Genomic DNA, 15,017 nt, shown 5'->3' with positions numbered 1-15,017 from the left:
AAGGCAGCATTATGAAACACACAATATGTTTTGGTGAAGTATTGGTTGATTTACTCTCTGATAAATTAAGCCAAAACAACAGCGAGCACGAAGCGTTTACTAAGTTTGCAGGCGGTGCGCCTGCAAACGTAAGCGTAGCTATTGCAAAGCTAGGTGGTAACGCCTACTTTGCTGGCATGCTAAGCACCGACAGCTTTGGTGATTTTTTACATAACGCCTTAAAAGAGCAAGGCGTAAAAACCGACTTTATGCGCTTTACCGACCAAGCAAAAACCGCCCTTGCGTTTGTATCACTTGATAAGGACGGCGACCGTACGTTTGAGTTTTACCGTGATAACACCGCCGATCTGCACTTTACTAATAGTGACTTTAGCAGTGAATGGTTTGAGCAATGCGATATTTTTCATATTTGCTCAAATACCTTAACCGACGAGCGCATACGTAAAACCACCGCGTATGGGGTTGAATTTGCCAAGCAAAATAACTCAATTGTCAGTTTTGATATTAACTTACGCCTCAACTTATGGCCTAGTAATGCTAACCCGCGTGAACACATTTTACCCTTGCTAAAACACTGCTCTATTATTAAAGCCTCTAAAGAAGAGCTTGAATACTTAGCGGGTGAGCAAACGGGTGAAGAATTTATAGCCGACACTCTCAATAATGGCTGTGAGTTATTTGTGGTTACCGATGCAGGCAACCCCATGCATTGGTATACCAAAAATGCCAAGCAAACGCTTCACCCTAAAAAGGTTACTATGGTTGATGCCACCGCCGCAGGAGATGCGTTTGTAGGTGGATTGCTGTATCAACTAGGCTTACAAAACCTCACACCTAGCTCTTTTAGTAAGCTTTGCAATAACCCCGAAACACTAACAACTATTTTTGAATTTGCTTCGTTATGTGGTGCTCATGCAGCATCTTACAAAGGGGCATTTACGTCTCTTCCTAACGAAAAATCGCTTAATGATTTTAGGAGCGCACTATGAGCCACACACCTGATAACTTTAAAAGCCGCGAATTTTTAACACAACATATTGCCGATACGCTGGCGTTTTACGAGCCAAACATAGACGACGAACACGGCGGTTTTTACCAAAACTTTTCGGATAATGGTGAGGTATTTGATAAGCAAACTCGCCACCTAGTAAGCTCTACTCGGTTTGTATTTAACTATGCACGTGCGTACCAAACCTTTAATGATGAAAAGTACCTAAACCGTGTTAAATCGGGTATTGAGTTTATTCGTAAGCACCATTTTGTTGAGCAAACAGGCGGTTACAATTGGTTATTGAGTGTTGAGCAAGGTAACGCCACTGTACTTGATGATACCAACCACTGCTATGGCTTTGCGTTCGTGATTTTAGCCTACAGCTGGGCATACCGTGTAGGTGTTACAGAGGCACGCGAATACCTAAACGATACATTTCAAACAATGGAAACGCATTTTTGGGATGCAAAAGCGGGTTTATATAAAGATCAGCACAACAATGATTTTACTAAGTGCGATCCGTATCGCGGGCAAAACGCCAATATGCATACGTGCGAAGCTCTTATTGCCGCTTATGAAGCAACTCAAGATAAGCTATTTTTAAATCGCGCGCTCACACTGGCTGATAACATGATTAATCGCCAAGCTAATTTAATGGGTGGGCTTATTTGGGAGCACTACGATATAAATTGGCAGGTTGATTTAGAGTATAACAAAGACGATCCTAAAAATTTGTTTCGCCCATGGGGTTTTCAGCCAGGTCACCAAACTGAGTGGTCAAAACTATTAATGTTTTTAAATAAGCATAAGCCACAAACTTGGCTTGTTGAGCGCGCTCAAGCGTTATTTGATAATTCAATAGACGTTGCGTGGGATAAACAACACGGCGGTATTTGTTACGGATTTGCGCCAGATAAAAGCATATGCGATGACGACAAGTACTTTTGGGTGCAAGCCGAAACACTGTGTTGTGCGGCCTACCTTTATGAAACCACAGGGGATGAAAAATACCAGCAGTGGTATGACAAAATTTGGCAGTACTCGTGGCAGCACTTAGTTGATCATCAATACGGGGCGTGGTTTAGAATTTTAACCGTAGATAACAAAAAAATAGATACTATGAAAAGCCCAATTGGTAAAACGGATTACCATACTATGGGTGCCTGCTTTGATGTGTTGGCGTTATTAAAATAACCCAATAAGGTAAAACATTTAATTGTGTTGTGTAGACCTTTAAACCGCCTTTTTGGCGGTTTTTTTTGCCTAAATAGTTACGCCTTTAACACCCTAAAAATAATCACCACAAAATATAATTTTGTGCGCACCCTACTTTTTAAACCTCATATTTTGAATAAACACCTAATAATAAAAAATTTTGCACGCCAGCGGCGTATAGTAATATAAAAGATAATAAAAAAGAGAAACTGGCAATGCCAAACGGGAACGACCCCCACACTATTAATAGCAACGAACTTGTTGCCTGGCCGCGCATTGCAGCCATAGCCGCTATGCTCAGCTTTTCGCTGCCCACTTTTATCACCGGCCTAGAAATACATCAAAGTTCAAGTGTGAGTAATACACTGTGGGCGTTAGTTATTGGCTCACTTATATTAACCCTTATTGGTGGGGCTATGGGCACCATAGGTGTAAAAAGCCGCTTAAGCTCTTATTTATTGGTAAAAATAGCGTTTGGTAATGCTGGCGCGGGCATTGTTAATATTGCCTTTGCTTTATCGTTAATTGGCTGGTTTGGCGTAAATATTGATTTGTTTTCTAATGCCGTGGTGCGCTTACTCAGTGCAGAATTTAATATTATTATGCCCGAATGGCCCATCGATATAGTCGCAGGTTGCGCCATGCTCATAACCACATTGTATGGGTTTAAAGCCATTAATGTGCTGGCCTCTATCATGATCCCTATTTTGGCTGCGGTCACCGCTATGATGCTTTTTGGCGCGCTCGATAGTATGCCACTGGTTGATTTTATTAATTTAGAAAAATCAGCAGCGCTTTCTCTTGAAGATGGTGTAGCTGCCATTGTTGGCGGCGTTATTATTGGCGCAATAATATTGCCCGACATAACCCGTTTTTCTAAGCAAAAACGTGGCGGCGTGTACACCTCATTTATTGCGTATATGGTTATTGAGCTTTTGGTTATTTTTGTGGCTGTGTTTGCCGCAGCGGCCATGCAAGAAACCGAAATATTAAGCTTAATGCTTGCGCTTAATTTGGGGTTTTCGGCGTTTTTTATTGTGATAGCAGGCAGCTGGATTTTAAATTCGTTAAACCTGTACAGTACCGCACTTAGCGTAGAGGCTACCTTCCCGTATTGGCATAAAAAGTGGGTTATTGTGTTATTAGGTTTGGTGGGAATTGGCGCAGCCTTTATAAATATTTTAGATATGTTTATAAGCTTTTTAGCGTTTTTGTCTGATATTTTTGTACCGGTAGCGGGCGTAATTATTGTTGATGCACTGTTTATTAAACCCCATGCTTATAACGCAGCGGCTTTGGCAAATAACGCTAACTTTTCACTTCCCGCATTTAGCGCATGGTTTGTAGGCGCGGCATATGCGGTGTGTAATGGCACTTTATTTAACGTATCAATGAGCGGTATTACCGTGATTGACGCCATTATATTAACGGCCGTTATTTATACCCTGTTTGCAAAAGCCATTGCCCCCAAACCGGTTATTCAGCAATAACTTTAAACAATAAAAAGGCGCATAAAGCGCCTTTTTATTAATCTAAATTAGGGAGCTACTCTTCGTCGTCTACTTTCATCTCGTCTCGCCATTTAAGTTTTTCCAGCGGGTAGCCTAAAAAGAACTTAGCGCGCTCAAGCACTATGCGTGTAGTCAGCTTTTTTATTGCATACTGTGAGCTGCCGGTTAGCCTGTCGCACATTGCATTAAGCGCTTGAATATCGGCAAAGCAACAAAAAGAAATATAATCAATATCGCCACTTAGTTGCATGCAATCCATTATTTCGGGGATGTTGTGTATGTCAGCTAAAAACTTACGCCGTGCTGCTAGGTTATTGTCCTCTAGGGTAAATTCCATATAGGCAAACACGTGCTCACAAATTTGCTCTAAATTTATATCAGCATGAAAGGTTCTAAAATATCCCGCCTCTTTTAATGCTTTTACTCGCTGAAAACATGCACTGGGCGACAAGTTAACTTGCTCGGCCAATTCAACGTTTGTTAAATCGGCAGTTAGGTGCAGAATTGCCAGTATTTTCTGATTATACCTGTCTATTTTTATCGTTTTTTTCATAACCGGTTTCACATTTAATAATAATTAATTTTGTAAATTTAAGGTCAACATATACATAAAATTACGCGCTTAAGCGTTATTTTCAGCAATTTGTGTGTGCTGTATTAAGGGTTTACAAAATATTATTTTGTCTGAAAAAGCGACAATGTTTATCACTAAGTAACATCACCATGATAGTCACATTAGGACATAGAACATGAGCAGATACAACAAAATACGCTTTCGTAAAACACTATTAGCATCGGCAGTCACCCTGTCGTGCATAAACTATGTGCATGCGCAAGAACAACAACAAACAGTAACTGACACTATAGAAAAAATTTCGGTGATATCGCGCGGGCGTGTTGAGTCGATACAAAACATGCCTGACTCTGTTACCGCATTTAGCGCCGAGACAATCGAAAAATCACGTATTACTAACTTTCGTGATGTTGCTAATTTAACTCCCAACTTATCGCAGCTCGATAATTTTAGGCCCGGCCTTGCCCGTATTACTATTCGTGGCTTAATTACACCGCAGGTGGGCGATCCGCCATTAGCGTTTGTAGTTGATGGTGTTACCGCCCCCTATTTAGAGTTTATAAACCAAGATCTAGTTGATATTGAACGTATTGAAGTTATGCGTGGCGCACAAGGGGCACTGTATGGCCGCGGCGCCATTGGTGGTGCGGTTATTGTGACAACTAAAAAACCTATTGAAGACTTTGAAGGTAAAATTAAAGGCTCAGTCGGTAATGGCAACACGTATAATTTGAATGCGGTTGTATCGGGTTCGCTTAACGATGAAAACACCGCTTATTTTAGAGCCGGTGGTTACATTAAAGATACCGACGGACTGATTAAAAATGCCTACACAGGCGATTACGCCGACCCGTTAAAAGAGCAATCGGTTTTTTCACAGTTAGAGTTTGAGCTAAGCGAAGACACCTCAATAAATCTTAAAGGTAAATACACCTCAAGCGAAGCTGGGTTTGCTTACTACCAAGGGGTGAGCGATGACACCATTGAAGACTTTTCAATTAATACCTCACAAAATATTATTAACCAAGATGAGCGTGATGTGTATGAGCTAAGCGCCAAGCTAACCCAACATTACGATTTAGGTAAATTTGAGTTTGTCACCGCGTACAGCAATTCAGAAAACGAGCACTTTTACGATGGCGACTACTCTGCCGATGCCACCTTTATTGACGAAGATGGTTTTTTTAGAGCCCCATTTGGTACTGAAGGGTTATACGATATTGAATCGTTAACGCTAGAGTCGCGGTTTATATCCCAGTCGGATCAGACTTTTAGATGGTCGGTGTCGGCGTTTTATCAACAGCGCGACCGCGATACTGCGGTATTATTTTACGATGATTTTACCGATGCCGAAATTTTAACGCGTGCAGATTTTGCTAATGACGAGCCCTACCTTTCAATTATCGATAACAACAGCAGCGATGCATGGGCACTTGCTGGGCAGTTTAACTACGATATAAACGAGCAGTTAGAGCTCACCGGTGCGATGCGTTACGATCACGATACTCGTGAGTCGTTCGACCCAACCAATAAAGACGCCACTTACGCTAAAAAATCGTTTAGCCAATTACAACCTAAAGTTACCTTGGCGTACCAAATGAATGACGACCTACTACTTTACACCGGCTATTCGCGTGGTTTTAGAAGTGGGGGCTTTAACGAGCCGGCCGATGGTATTAGCCGCACCTTTGATAAAGAAATTTCTGACAGCTACGAAATAGGCTTTAAAACTGCTTTGTTTAATAACAAAGTTACCCTTAATGGCGCCGCGTTTATTATTGAGCAAAACGATGCGCAATTTACCCAATTTAATATAGATACCTTCACCCTTGAAAACCTCTCTATTGACGAAGTACAAACCAAAGGCTTAGAGCTAGAAGCCGCCTTTGCTGCCACCAGCAATTTAAGTATTAACCTCAGTGCAGGTATTGTTGATTCAGAAATTAAACACTTTGCACTGCGCCCCGAACTGGCTGGCAGGCCACAATTTTGGGTGCCTGAGTATAACTACGGGCTGTCGGCAAATCATAACTTAGCACTAAACGGTGAGTGGTCATTGTTCTCGCGCGCTGAGCTATTAATTGAAGGCCCTAAAACATTCAGTATTGATATTCCTGATGTTGAGTCGTCGCGTTATACCTACCTAAATGCCGGTGTAGGGCTTAAATCAGAGCAGTGGAGCGTTCAAGTTTACGTAGACAACCTTACGGATGAGCGCGCTATTGAAGATATTTTTCTACTAGCCGATGGGGTTACAGACTTAGTGCGCCAACCTAATAAGCCTCGTAGTTACGGTATTGAGCTCAGTTACCAATTTTAATTTTTTCACCTTTACAGCAGGTATTTTTTTAATGCCTGCTGTTTTATACCAATCCGCTTAATTAAGTGATCTGTTTTGGGGATGGGTATGAGTTAACTAATAGCGATACACACATGCAAATTCTTAATCGTGACCAACTTATTGATATTTTATACGGCTGCGCCATTTTAGGCACTGGCGGCGGCGGTGAGTTAAGTGAAGGCATTGCCTATATTGACGAAGCACTCGCACAGGGTAAAAGCTTTAAACTAATTAGTGCCGATGAAGTCCCCGCGGGTGAGCTTGTTTGTACGCCTTACATGTTAGGCGCTATTTCTGCTTTAAGTGAACAAGAGGAACGCGCTTATGAAAACTTGCCCCGCAGCACTAAGCATGCGATTTTAGCTGCTTACCAGCGCACCCTTGAATACACAGGTAACGATGCTATTTATGGCACTATTTGTTGTGAGCTTGGCGGCTCAAACACCGCAGTATCGTTTTACTTAGCTGCAATGTTTGACGGCTATATTATTGATGCCGACCCCGCTGGGCGCGCAGTACCGGAGATCACCCATTCAACCTATTATTTAAATAACTTACCCGCAGCGCCCATTATTACCGCGAATGAATTTGGTGAGTGCTTTATTTGCGAAAATGTAATGGATGACTTACGCGCCGAAACAGTCGTGCGAGCACTGGCTAAAATTAGCCGTAACGACATAGCAGCCATTGATCATATTTTACCTATTGAACAAATGAAAAACGCGGTTATTCACGGCACTATTAGTAAAGCCCTTAAACTCGGTAAAGCAATGCGTGACGCCAACGCACAGCACGCTAACACCGCACACATAATTGCCAAGCACGGCGGCGGCTTTGTTGCCTTTGAAGGCGAGGTAAGCACATTTGAATTTAACACCGTAGAGGGTTTTACGTTAGGCGAAGTAACACTTAAAGGGTTAGGCGAGTTTGTAAATAACAACTACAAAATAACGGTTAAAAACGAAAACATGGCCGCGTTTTTAAATGATGAAGTGCACGTAACTATTCCTGATTTAATATGCTGTATTAACAGCCAAACAGGCACACCCATTACTAATCCTAATTACGCGGTAGGCATGAAAGTAGCCGTTGTAATTTTACCAGCGCCAAAGGAATTTACAGGCCCTAAAGGTTTAGAAATATTTGGCCCGCGTTACGCAGGCGTTAACACCCCATATAAAGCAGCGATTGCAAATTAATTATTGCTAAGGGCGTGCTGCAGCTTGCTATACAATGCAGCATGGCCTTTACCAAACTCGGTGGCGTTTCTATCAATGCGACTAAGCCATTCTTTCGCTTGTACCTTTTTACCTATTTGTAAATATACCTGCGCTAAACGTAAGCTATAAATAGCATGGTAAATGCTTGAGGGCTCAGTAGATTTGAATGCGGTTTTATAATAATTTATAGCTTCTAAATACTCTTTATTTTGCTGATAACTGTACGCTAAGTTACCGCTAGCAAGCACTATTTTAGCAGCGTGGTTGGTGTTTTTTATGGCGTTATAGGCCATTAAATTACTTTTTACTGCGTGCTCGTATTGCTGCCACTTTAAGTAAATATGCGCTTTGTTAATGTGCAGCTCTAAATGAAAAATAGGATCGTTATTTTTTGCAAAGCGCTGCTCGGCATCTCTTAGTAATCGCATCGCTGCTTTTTTACTACCAAACACATAGTGTAGGTTAGCCAACTCCACTAATCTTAAAGGGTCACCAAAAGCATTATATATCCCGTCTAACTGGGTAAACGCTTTAGCGGCATACGTTTTAGCTTCTGCTTTTTTGCCAATATAGTTAAGTGCTTTCGCGTAATAAAAATACATTTGTAGCTTAAATACATCGGGCAGCTTATCTTGCTCTAAAAAAGGAGTAATAGCGTTGAGTAAGTTTTCGAACTGTTGGTAGTCGTAGTAGTAATCAAATTGGTAGGTTTTTATTTTGTACCACTGTGCAGGGTTATCTTTGACTTCATTAAGGCGCGTTTCAATATAAGTTAAACAGTGCGTTTTGGGCTGTTGCAAGCAAAACGCTTCATGATCGCTGTAGTTTTCTGATGCTAATGCATTAAAACTTGTAGCGACAATACTTAACAGCAAAAATATACGCACCAATATTACACTCTTTAAAATCACCTTAATTAAGAGTGTAATATTTTTATCTCATCTATCACAATACGCTGAAATACTTATGCATATTGCCCACATGCAAACCCACAGCTCCACGCATACTGGAAGTTGTAGCCTCCAAGCCAGCCTGTTACATCGGTTACTTCGCCTATAAAATATAAGCCTTTGGCTTTTTTAGCTTCAAAGGTTTTAGAGCTCAGCTCATCAGTATCAACGCCGCCCAAAGTTACCTCGGCGGTACGATAGCCCTCTGTGCCATTAGGTTTTATTTGCCATGCGTGAATATAGCTTGCTAACTCATCTATTTGAGCATGGGTAAGCTGATTAATATTACAATCTGGAATAGCTTTGCTGTCGTGCAGTATGTCTATAAAGCGTTTGGGTAAAATAGTCGCAAGGCTGTTTTTTAATGATTTTTGGGCTTGTGTTTCTCGCCAATCAGCCAGTTGCTGTTTTAAATCGAGATCAGGGAGCAAGTTTATGCTTACTGCCTGCCCCGCTCGCCAAAATGAGCTTATTTGCAATATGGCAGGCCCCGATAAACCTCGGTGAGTAAACAAAATATTCTCTTTAAATACAGTGCCGTCTTCGCTAGACACTTCGCACGGTATACTAATTCCTGAAAGCCCTTCAAAGCGTTCTTTATCGTGTTGATGCAAAGTAAATGGCACAAGCGCCGCCATGGTAGGTAGTACGTTTAAGCCAAACTGCTCTGCAATTTTATAGCCTATAGGAGTGGCGCCAAGCTTGGGCATTGTTAAACCGCCCGATGCGATAACTAGTGATTCACAAGTCAGTGTTTCTTGTTCAGTGGTAACACGGTAGCCAATGTCGGTTTTAGCCACATTTAACACTTCGCTGCGCAATTTAATATTAACACCAGCCCACTCGCATTCGGTAAGTAGTATATCGACTATATCCTGCGCGCTGTTATCGCAAAACAGCTGGCCTAAGGTTTTATGATGGTATGCCAAGCCGTGGCGGTCCACCAGCTCAATAAAATCGTGTTGTGTATAGCGGCTTAAGCACGACTTAACAAAGTGAGGGTTACTGCATAAGTAGTTTTCTGGACTGGCATTTTCATTGGTAAAATTACAACGCCCACCACCACTTATTAAAATTTTTCGACCAGGCTTTTTGCCCATATCAAGCACTGTAACGCTACGCCCGCGATAACCTGCTTGTGCTGCACTCATTAATCCGGCTGCACCTGCGCCAATCACAATTACATCTACTTGATTCATTACTTCGCCCTACTCAAAAATTTGCCCGATTATAGCAAAGTTTGTTTAAACACTCTGAATAGAATTTATTATTAAATTTATAGCAACAAATGTAACCAAGGCTAGCTATGGGCTTTTCTAAACAGTGTAAAAATAACAATCCTTTATACTTATTTTTGTTTTATATGATAAATACTAAACAACGACAAAGGCACCGTACACCTAGGTTATAACTAAAAGAAATAGGTACATAAGCAATTATTATTTTAAAGAAATTAACAGATCATTTACCTTTGTTTCTGTTTCGTAATTTAATATTACGAACTAACTAATAACAACTAGGGATAATTATGACAACAAGTAAATCATTTAAGCGTTGCGCTATCGCGCTCACTATTAGTACGGTATTTGCAGCATCTGCAAGTGTTGCTCAAGATGTGTCTACCTCTATGGCAGAAACCACAGCCAAACTACAAAGCCAATCGGGTTTTGAAACTCAGTTTATTATTAAGTACAAAAATAGCGCGAACGATATGCTAAGCATCTCGTCTGCTGACGCAAGCCCTGCAAATATGAAAAAGCGTGCTCAACGCTTTGTAAAAAATTTCGCTTCTAAAAAAGGTAAAGTAAAAGCGAAGTACATCCGTGCAATGGCGCTTAATAACCACCATGTTATGCGCGCAGATAAAAAGCTGAGCGCTGCAGAAGCACAAGAATTTATGCAAGAAATGGTTGATTCTGGCAATGTTGAATACATTGAAGTGGATCAAATGTTAAAACCATTTGCAACGCCTAACGACCCTCGTTACGGCGACCAATGGCACTACTACGAGCAAGCTGGCGGCCTAAACTTACCAACCGCATGGGATACTGCAACAGGCAGTGGCGTAGTAGTTGCGGTACTTGATACTGGCTACCGCCCACATGTTGATTTAAATGCTAACATTTTACCGGGTTACGATATGATCTCTAACCTATCGGTAGCAAACGATGGCGGCGGTCGCGACAGTGACGCACGCGATCCGGGCGATGCTGTAGCTGCTGGCGAATGTGGAAATAACGGCGCACAAGGCTCAAGCTGGCACGGTACGCACGTAGCAGGTACGGTTGCGGCTGTTACTAATAACGGTGAAGGTGTTGCCGGTGTGGCTTATGGCGCTAAAGTTGTGCCTGTACGTGTACTTGGTAAGTGTGGTGGTTTAACGTCAGACATTGCTGATGGCATTATTTGGGCATCTGGCGGAAGTGTATCGGGCATTCCTGCCAACTCAAACCCTGCTGATGTAATTAACATGAGCTTAGGTGGCAGCGGCTCGTGTAGCTCTACCACACAAAACGCAATTAACACGGCACGCAGCAACGGTGCAGTCGTGGTTATTGCTGCCGGTAATGATAACGATAACTCAGCAAACTATAACCCAGGTAACTGTAGTGGCGTTGTTAATGTTGCCTCTGTTGGACGTAACGGCGGACGAGCATATTATTCAAACTATGGTAGCAATATTGATGTTGCAGCGCCGGGCGGCGCACAAAGCTTTGCAAACGACTCTGAAGGCGTTTTATCAACCTATAATTCAGGCTCGTCTACACCTTCAAGCGATAACTATGCGTTCTCTCAAGGTACATCAATGGCGGCGCCTCATGTTGCCGGTGTTGCAGCCCTGATAAAGCAAGCTAAACCAAATGCTACCCCAGATGAAATAGAAAGCATTTTAAAATCGACCACCCGCTCATTCCCAGCAACGTGTACAAGTTGTGGTACAGGTATTGTTGATGCAGCAGCCGCTGTAGCCGCAGCAAGTGGCGGTACAACACCTCCTACCGGTGGCGATAGCGAACTGACAGATGGCGAAGCTAAAACAGGCTTAAGCGGCGCTGCAAGTTCACAAGCGTATTACACGATGACAGTACCAAGTGGCGCAACGAATGTTACGTTCACAATGAGTGGCGGTAGCGGCGATGCAGATTTATACGTACGCGCAGGCAGCCAACCAACTACCTCAAGCTACGATTGTCGTCCGTACAAAGGCGGTAATAGCGAAGAGTGTTCTATTGATAACCCAACCGCTGGTACATACCATGTAATGCTTCGTGGCTACTCGGCTTATTCTGGCGTTAGTTTAGTGGGTAATATTACAGGTGGTTCTACAGGTGGCGGTTCAACTACACCAGAAGCCGGTGGCGGCACGGTGAGCGATGTAACGGCTACAACAGGTAACTGGAAGCACTATACCTTAGATGTGCCAGCAGGAATGAGCACATTTACGGTCACCACCTCAGGTGGTACAGGTGATGCTGACTTATTTGTTAAGTTTGGCAGCCAACCTACCGCATCTAGCTACGATTGTCGTCCTTATAAAAACGGCAACGCAGAAACATGTACGTTTAGCAATCCGCAAGCGGGTACGTGGCATTTAAGCGTTAACGCTTACAGAACCTTTTCGGGTTTAACATTAAGTGGCCAATACCAGCCATAATTAAAAAGCCCTAAGTGCATGCACTTAGGGCTTTAATAATGCGATTATAGTTTTTCTAACACAGATTCAGCACGGCTTACTGAAAACTCTTTGTCTTTTTCAACAAACAGTCCTGTTACTACATTATCGTCGACTATCATTGCATAGCGCTTAGAGCGTGTTCCACCGAAACTGCCGGTGTCTTTATCAAGCCCTAATGCTTTAGTAAAACTGCCATCGCCATCTGCTAACATGTCGATTTGTTGGGCATTTTGAGATTCTCCCCACGCTTTCATTACAAAAGCATCGTTAACCGATACACAGTAAATTGCCGCAATACCTTTTGCTTTAATTTTATCACTAAGGGTTATAAATTCAGGTAAATGCGCATTTGAACAGGTAGGCGTAAATGCACCCGGTACAGCAAAAAGCACAACCTTTTTACCATTAAAAAGCTCAGCGTTAGTGTGAGTTTGCATGCCTTCGTCTGTTAGCTGCGTTAATGTAACTGCGGGTAACGTTTGACCTTGTTCAATCATGATAAATCCTTAAAGCATTTGATTAATGAGCCTACAGTATAACGCTAATTACCTTTGTGTTAGCAGGTATTTACAAGCCAAGGTTTACTTTTATGGTTTGCATTTGCTGTTGTAACTGGCTATGAATATCGTCAACTAGTAAGCTTGATTCGCTTACTTGGCCTTTCATACTTTGCATTGACTGGCTAAAGTTATCTAGCAAATTACTTTGCTGTTTAGCCAGCTCCATGGCCTCAAATGCCACTTTGTTGGCTTGCTGAGCGTTATCGGCCACGCCCTCTGAGTTTACTTTTAGCTCTTGCGCGTTTTGTGTTTGCGACTGCGCGCCATCTGCTAAGGCCGCAATTTGTGTAGATACTGTGCCCGACTTTTCGCTCAGTAGTGTGAGCTGCTCATTAATATCGCTCAATGAGCCTTGAGTTTGGCGGGCAAGCTGGCGTACTTCATCAGCTACAACAGCAAAGCCTCGGCCATGCTCGCCAGCACGTGCTGATTCAATTGCTGCATTTAACGCTAGTAGGTTTGTTTGATCGGCAATATTGCGGATCACTTCAATAATTTGCCCAACGCCTTCAACCCCCGCAAGCAGCTCTTGTAGGTTTTGCATACTTTGCTCAACCCGTGTTTGCGTATCTGAGCTGGCACTTAGCATGCTTTGTGCAAAGCCTAAACTTTGCTCCATTGCACTAAAAGTGTGTTGGGCGTTATCAGCCACTTGGGCATTAATATTATTTACCTGCTCGCCAATTTGTTGAATATCAGCAAGTAAATGTTGGTTTTGCTCCACTTGCCCATGACTTGTAGACGCTTTTTGACTAATAGTTTGCAAATGCTCACTCATTTGCTGCATAAAATCATTTACCACTTTTAGCATTTGAGCACGCTCTTGTGCCTCTTTGCGCTGTCGTTCAATTAATAAATTAAAGTAACTGGCTATTTCGCCAACCTCTGTTTTTGGGTTCTTACTTTCAATGTTTTTAAGCTCGTTACTTTCAATTAAAAAGGCAAACCCGTCTCTGAGTTGCCTTAATGGGTTGAGCACTTGGTTACGCTGCACAATATAAACCCCTGCGGCTAGCATCACCAAAGCGCCAATAGCAAAGCAAAATACCCAAAATACGTTTTCTTTAAGCGCCCCTTGTGCGTGTTTTAGTTGCTGCTCTGCATTAATAACGGTTTTAGAGAGCAAGCTAATTTGCTCACGCAATTCATTGGTGCCGGCTTCACGTTCCTGGGCTTGCGCTAATGTACTGGCTAAATCGCGGGGGTAGCGGTTAGGCCAGCTGGTAATTTCAGATTTTATTTCATCGGCCAAATCTTCAGCTTCTCCGTCAAAAAATAGAGCATCTTCGTCAACTTCGCTCATAACACCTAAATTAGGGAGTTGCTCTATTTTGGCTGCTAACGCATTTAAATTAGTAATACTTTGCTGCAAACTTTGTTCAGTATTGCTGTCGTAACTTACGATTAGTTGATAAGTAAATAAGGCAAGGTTGGTCACCTCGTTATAGTAATCAGCGCCAAGTGTGTAATAAGCTTGCGCATCGCTATTTTGATTAGGGGATTTTTTTGCATAACCAATCAGTGACGAGGCTGAGCCGGCCATTTGGCGAATTGCATTATCAAGTAACGCCGTTTCGTTGCCCGACAATTTACCCAGCGCTCTGTACTTACCTTTAATATCGGTATCTAACGTGCTGAGCTGCTCATTTAATTGCTCGGCAAGTACCGAGGGGAGTACTGTGAGTTGCTGTGTTTTTACTTGCTCAATTAGGGCTGATGATTGATTTAAGTATTGGCTATCACCTTGTTCTAGATAACTGCCTAAGTCACCGGCTAAATTGACTAAAATCGTGTTTTTTAATTTACTGTATGCGCTGTCTTGTTGCTCAAGCTTAAGTAAAGTTTGGCTTGCCCAAAATAGTGTGATGGCTAATAAAATACTTGCCAATGTTAACAGTATGGCTAACAGCCGAGTAAAAGATGATACGCGCATAAATAACAACCCCTATTGTTTAAGCGCGTAGACTATTAACTATTTA

11 protein-coding genes are annotated in these 15,017 nt (G+C 42.3%); 6 read left to right on the top strand and 5 right to left on the bottom strand.

The window, feature by feature from the left end:
• The first annotated feature begins 11 nt into the window (after nt 1–11).
• From CWB60_RS10400 to CWB60_RS10390, 3 genes are all read left to right on the top strand, one after another.
• Entirely contained in the window at nt 12–989 is a 978-nt protein-coding gene (locus CWB60_RS10400; protein WP_054982288.1) for a carbohydrate kinase family protein, read from the top strand.
• Nucleotides 986–2,185 carry an AGE family epimerase/isomerase gene (locus tag CWB60_RS10395; RefSeq protein ID WP_138577878.1) on the top strand — a complete coding sequence of 400 codons (1,200 nt, stop codon included), beginning with the start codon at nt 986–988 and terminating at the stop codon, nt 2,183–2,185. The genes CWB60_RS10400 and CWB60_RS10395 overlap by 4 nt, the downstream gene beginning before the upstream one ends.
• Nucleotides 2,186–2,421: 236 nt before the next feature.
• Nucleotides 2,422–3,696 carry a purine-cytosine permease family protein gene (locus CWB60_RS10390; protein WP_138577880.1) on the top strand — a complete coding sequence of 425 codons (1,275 nt, stop codon included), beginning with the start codon at nt 2,422–2,424 and terminating at the stop codon, nt 3,694–3,696.
• 55 nt (nt 3,697–3,751) lie between these two features.
• Here the strand turns inward: CWB60_RS10390 and CWB60_RS10385 are convergent, their stop codons facing one another.
• Entirely contained in the window at nt 3,752–4,270 is a 519-nt protein-coding gene (locus tag CWB60_RS10385) for an Lrp/AsnC family transcriptional regulator (protein WP_024031376.1), read from the bottom strand.
• Nucleotides 4,271–4,466: 196 nt separating this feature from the next.
• On the opposite strand from CWB60_RS10385, the gene CWB60_RS10380 reads away from it, so the two are divergent.
• Nucleotides 4,467–6,611 carry a TonB-dependent receptor gene (locus CWB60_RS10380; RefSeq protein ID WP_138577882.1) on the top strand — a complete coding sequence of 715 codons (2,145 nt, stop codon included), beginning with the start codon at nt 4,467–4,469 and terminating at the stop codon, nt 6,609–6,611.
• A 113-nt stretch (nt 6,612–6,724) separates the two neighbouring features.
• A complete protein-coding gene (locus CWB60_RS10375; RefSeq protein ID WP_138577884.1) occupies nt 6,725–7,831 on the top strand; it encodes an S-methyl thiohydantoin desulfurase family protein in 1,107 nt (368 codons plus the stop codon).
• Here the strand turns inward: CWB60_RS10375 and CWB60_RS10370 are convergent.
• Both CWB60_RS10370 and CWB60_RS10365 read right to left on the bottom strand, forming a co-directional pair.
• Entirely contained in the window at nt 7,828–8,739 is a 912-nt protein-coding gene (locus tag CWB60_RS10370; protein WP_235207496.1) for a tetratricopeptide repeat protein, read from the bottom strand. The two genes, CWB60_RS10375 and CWB60_RS10370, sit on opposite strands and share 4 nt — an antisense overlap.
• 77 nt (nt 8,740–8,816) lie before the next feature.
• The gene (locus CWB60_RS10365) at nt 8,817–10,001 is read right to left on the bottom strand and encodes a BaiN/RdsA family NAD(P)/FAD-dependent oxidoreductase (RefSeq protein WP_029774315.1); all 1,185 of its coding nucleotides are present in this window, start codon (nt 9,999–10,001) and stop codon (nt 8,817–8,819) included.
• Between the two features lie 329 nt (nt 10,002–10,330).
• On the opposite strand from CWB60_RS10365, the gene CWB60_RS10360 reads away from it, so the two are divergent.
• Nucleotides 10,331–12,457 (top strand): S8 family peptidase, encoded by a 2,127-nt coding sequence (locus tag CWB60_RS10360; protein ID WP_096042327.1) that lies wholly within the window; start codon nt 10,331–10,333, stop codon nt 12,455–12,457.
• A 44-nt stretch (nt 12,458–12,501) separates the two neighbouring features.
• On the opposite strand, the gene CWB60_RS10355 is transcribed toward CWB60_RS10360, so the two are convergent.
• Together CWB60_RS10355 and CWB60_RS10350 are read right to left on the bottom strand one after the other, a co-directional pair.
• Nucleotides 12,502–12,975, bottom strand: coding sequence for a peroxiredoxin (locus CWB60_RS10355; RefSeq protein WP_138577886.1), 474 nt, complete (start codon nt 12,973–12,975; stop codon nt 12,502–12,504).
• Nucleotides 12,976–13,045: 70 nt separating this feature from the next.
• Nucleotides 13,046–14,971: a methyl-accepting chemotaxis protein gene (locus CWB60_RS10350; protein ID WP_138577888.1), complete on the bottom strand. Its 1,926-nt coding sequence runs from the start codon at nt 14,969–14,971 to the stop codon at nt 13,046–13,048.
• Nucleotides 14,972–15,017 lie beyond the last annotated feature (46 nt).

Origin of the sequence: Pseudoalteromonas sp. S327 (assembly GCF_005886415.1) — a bacterium.
Taxonomy (GTDB): Bacteria; Pseudomonadota; Gammaproteobacteria; order Enterobacterales; family Alteromonadaceae; genus Pseudoalteromonas; species Pseudoalteromonas atlantica.
Note: the sequence above shows the minus strand (reverse complement) of the source record. Positions and strands in the feature narration are given on the sequence as shown.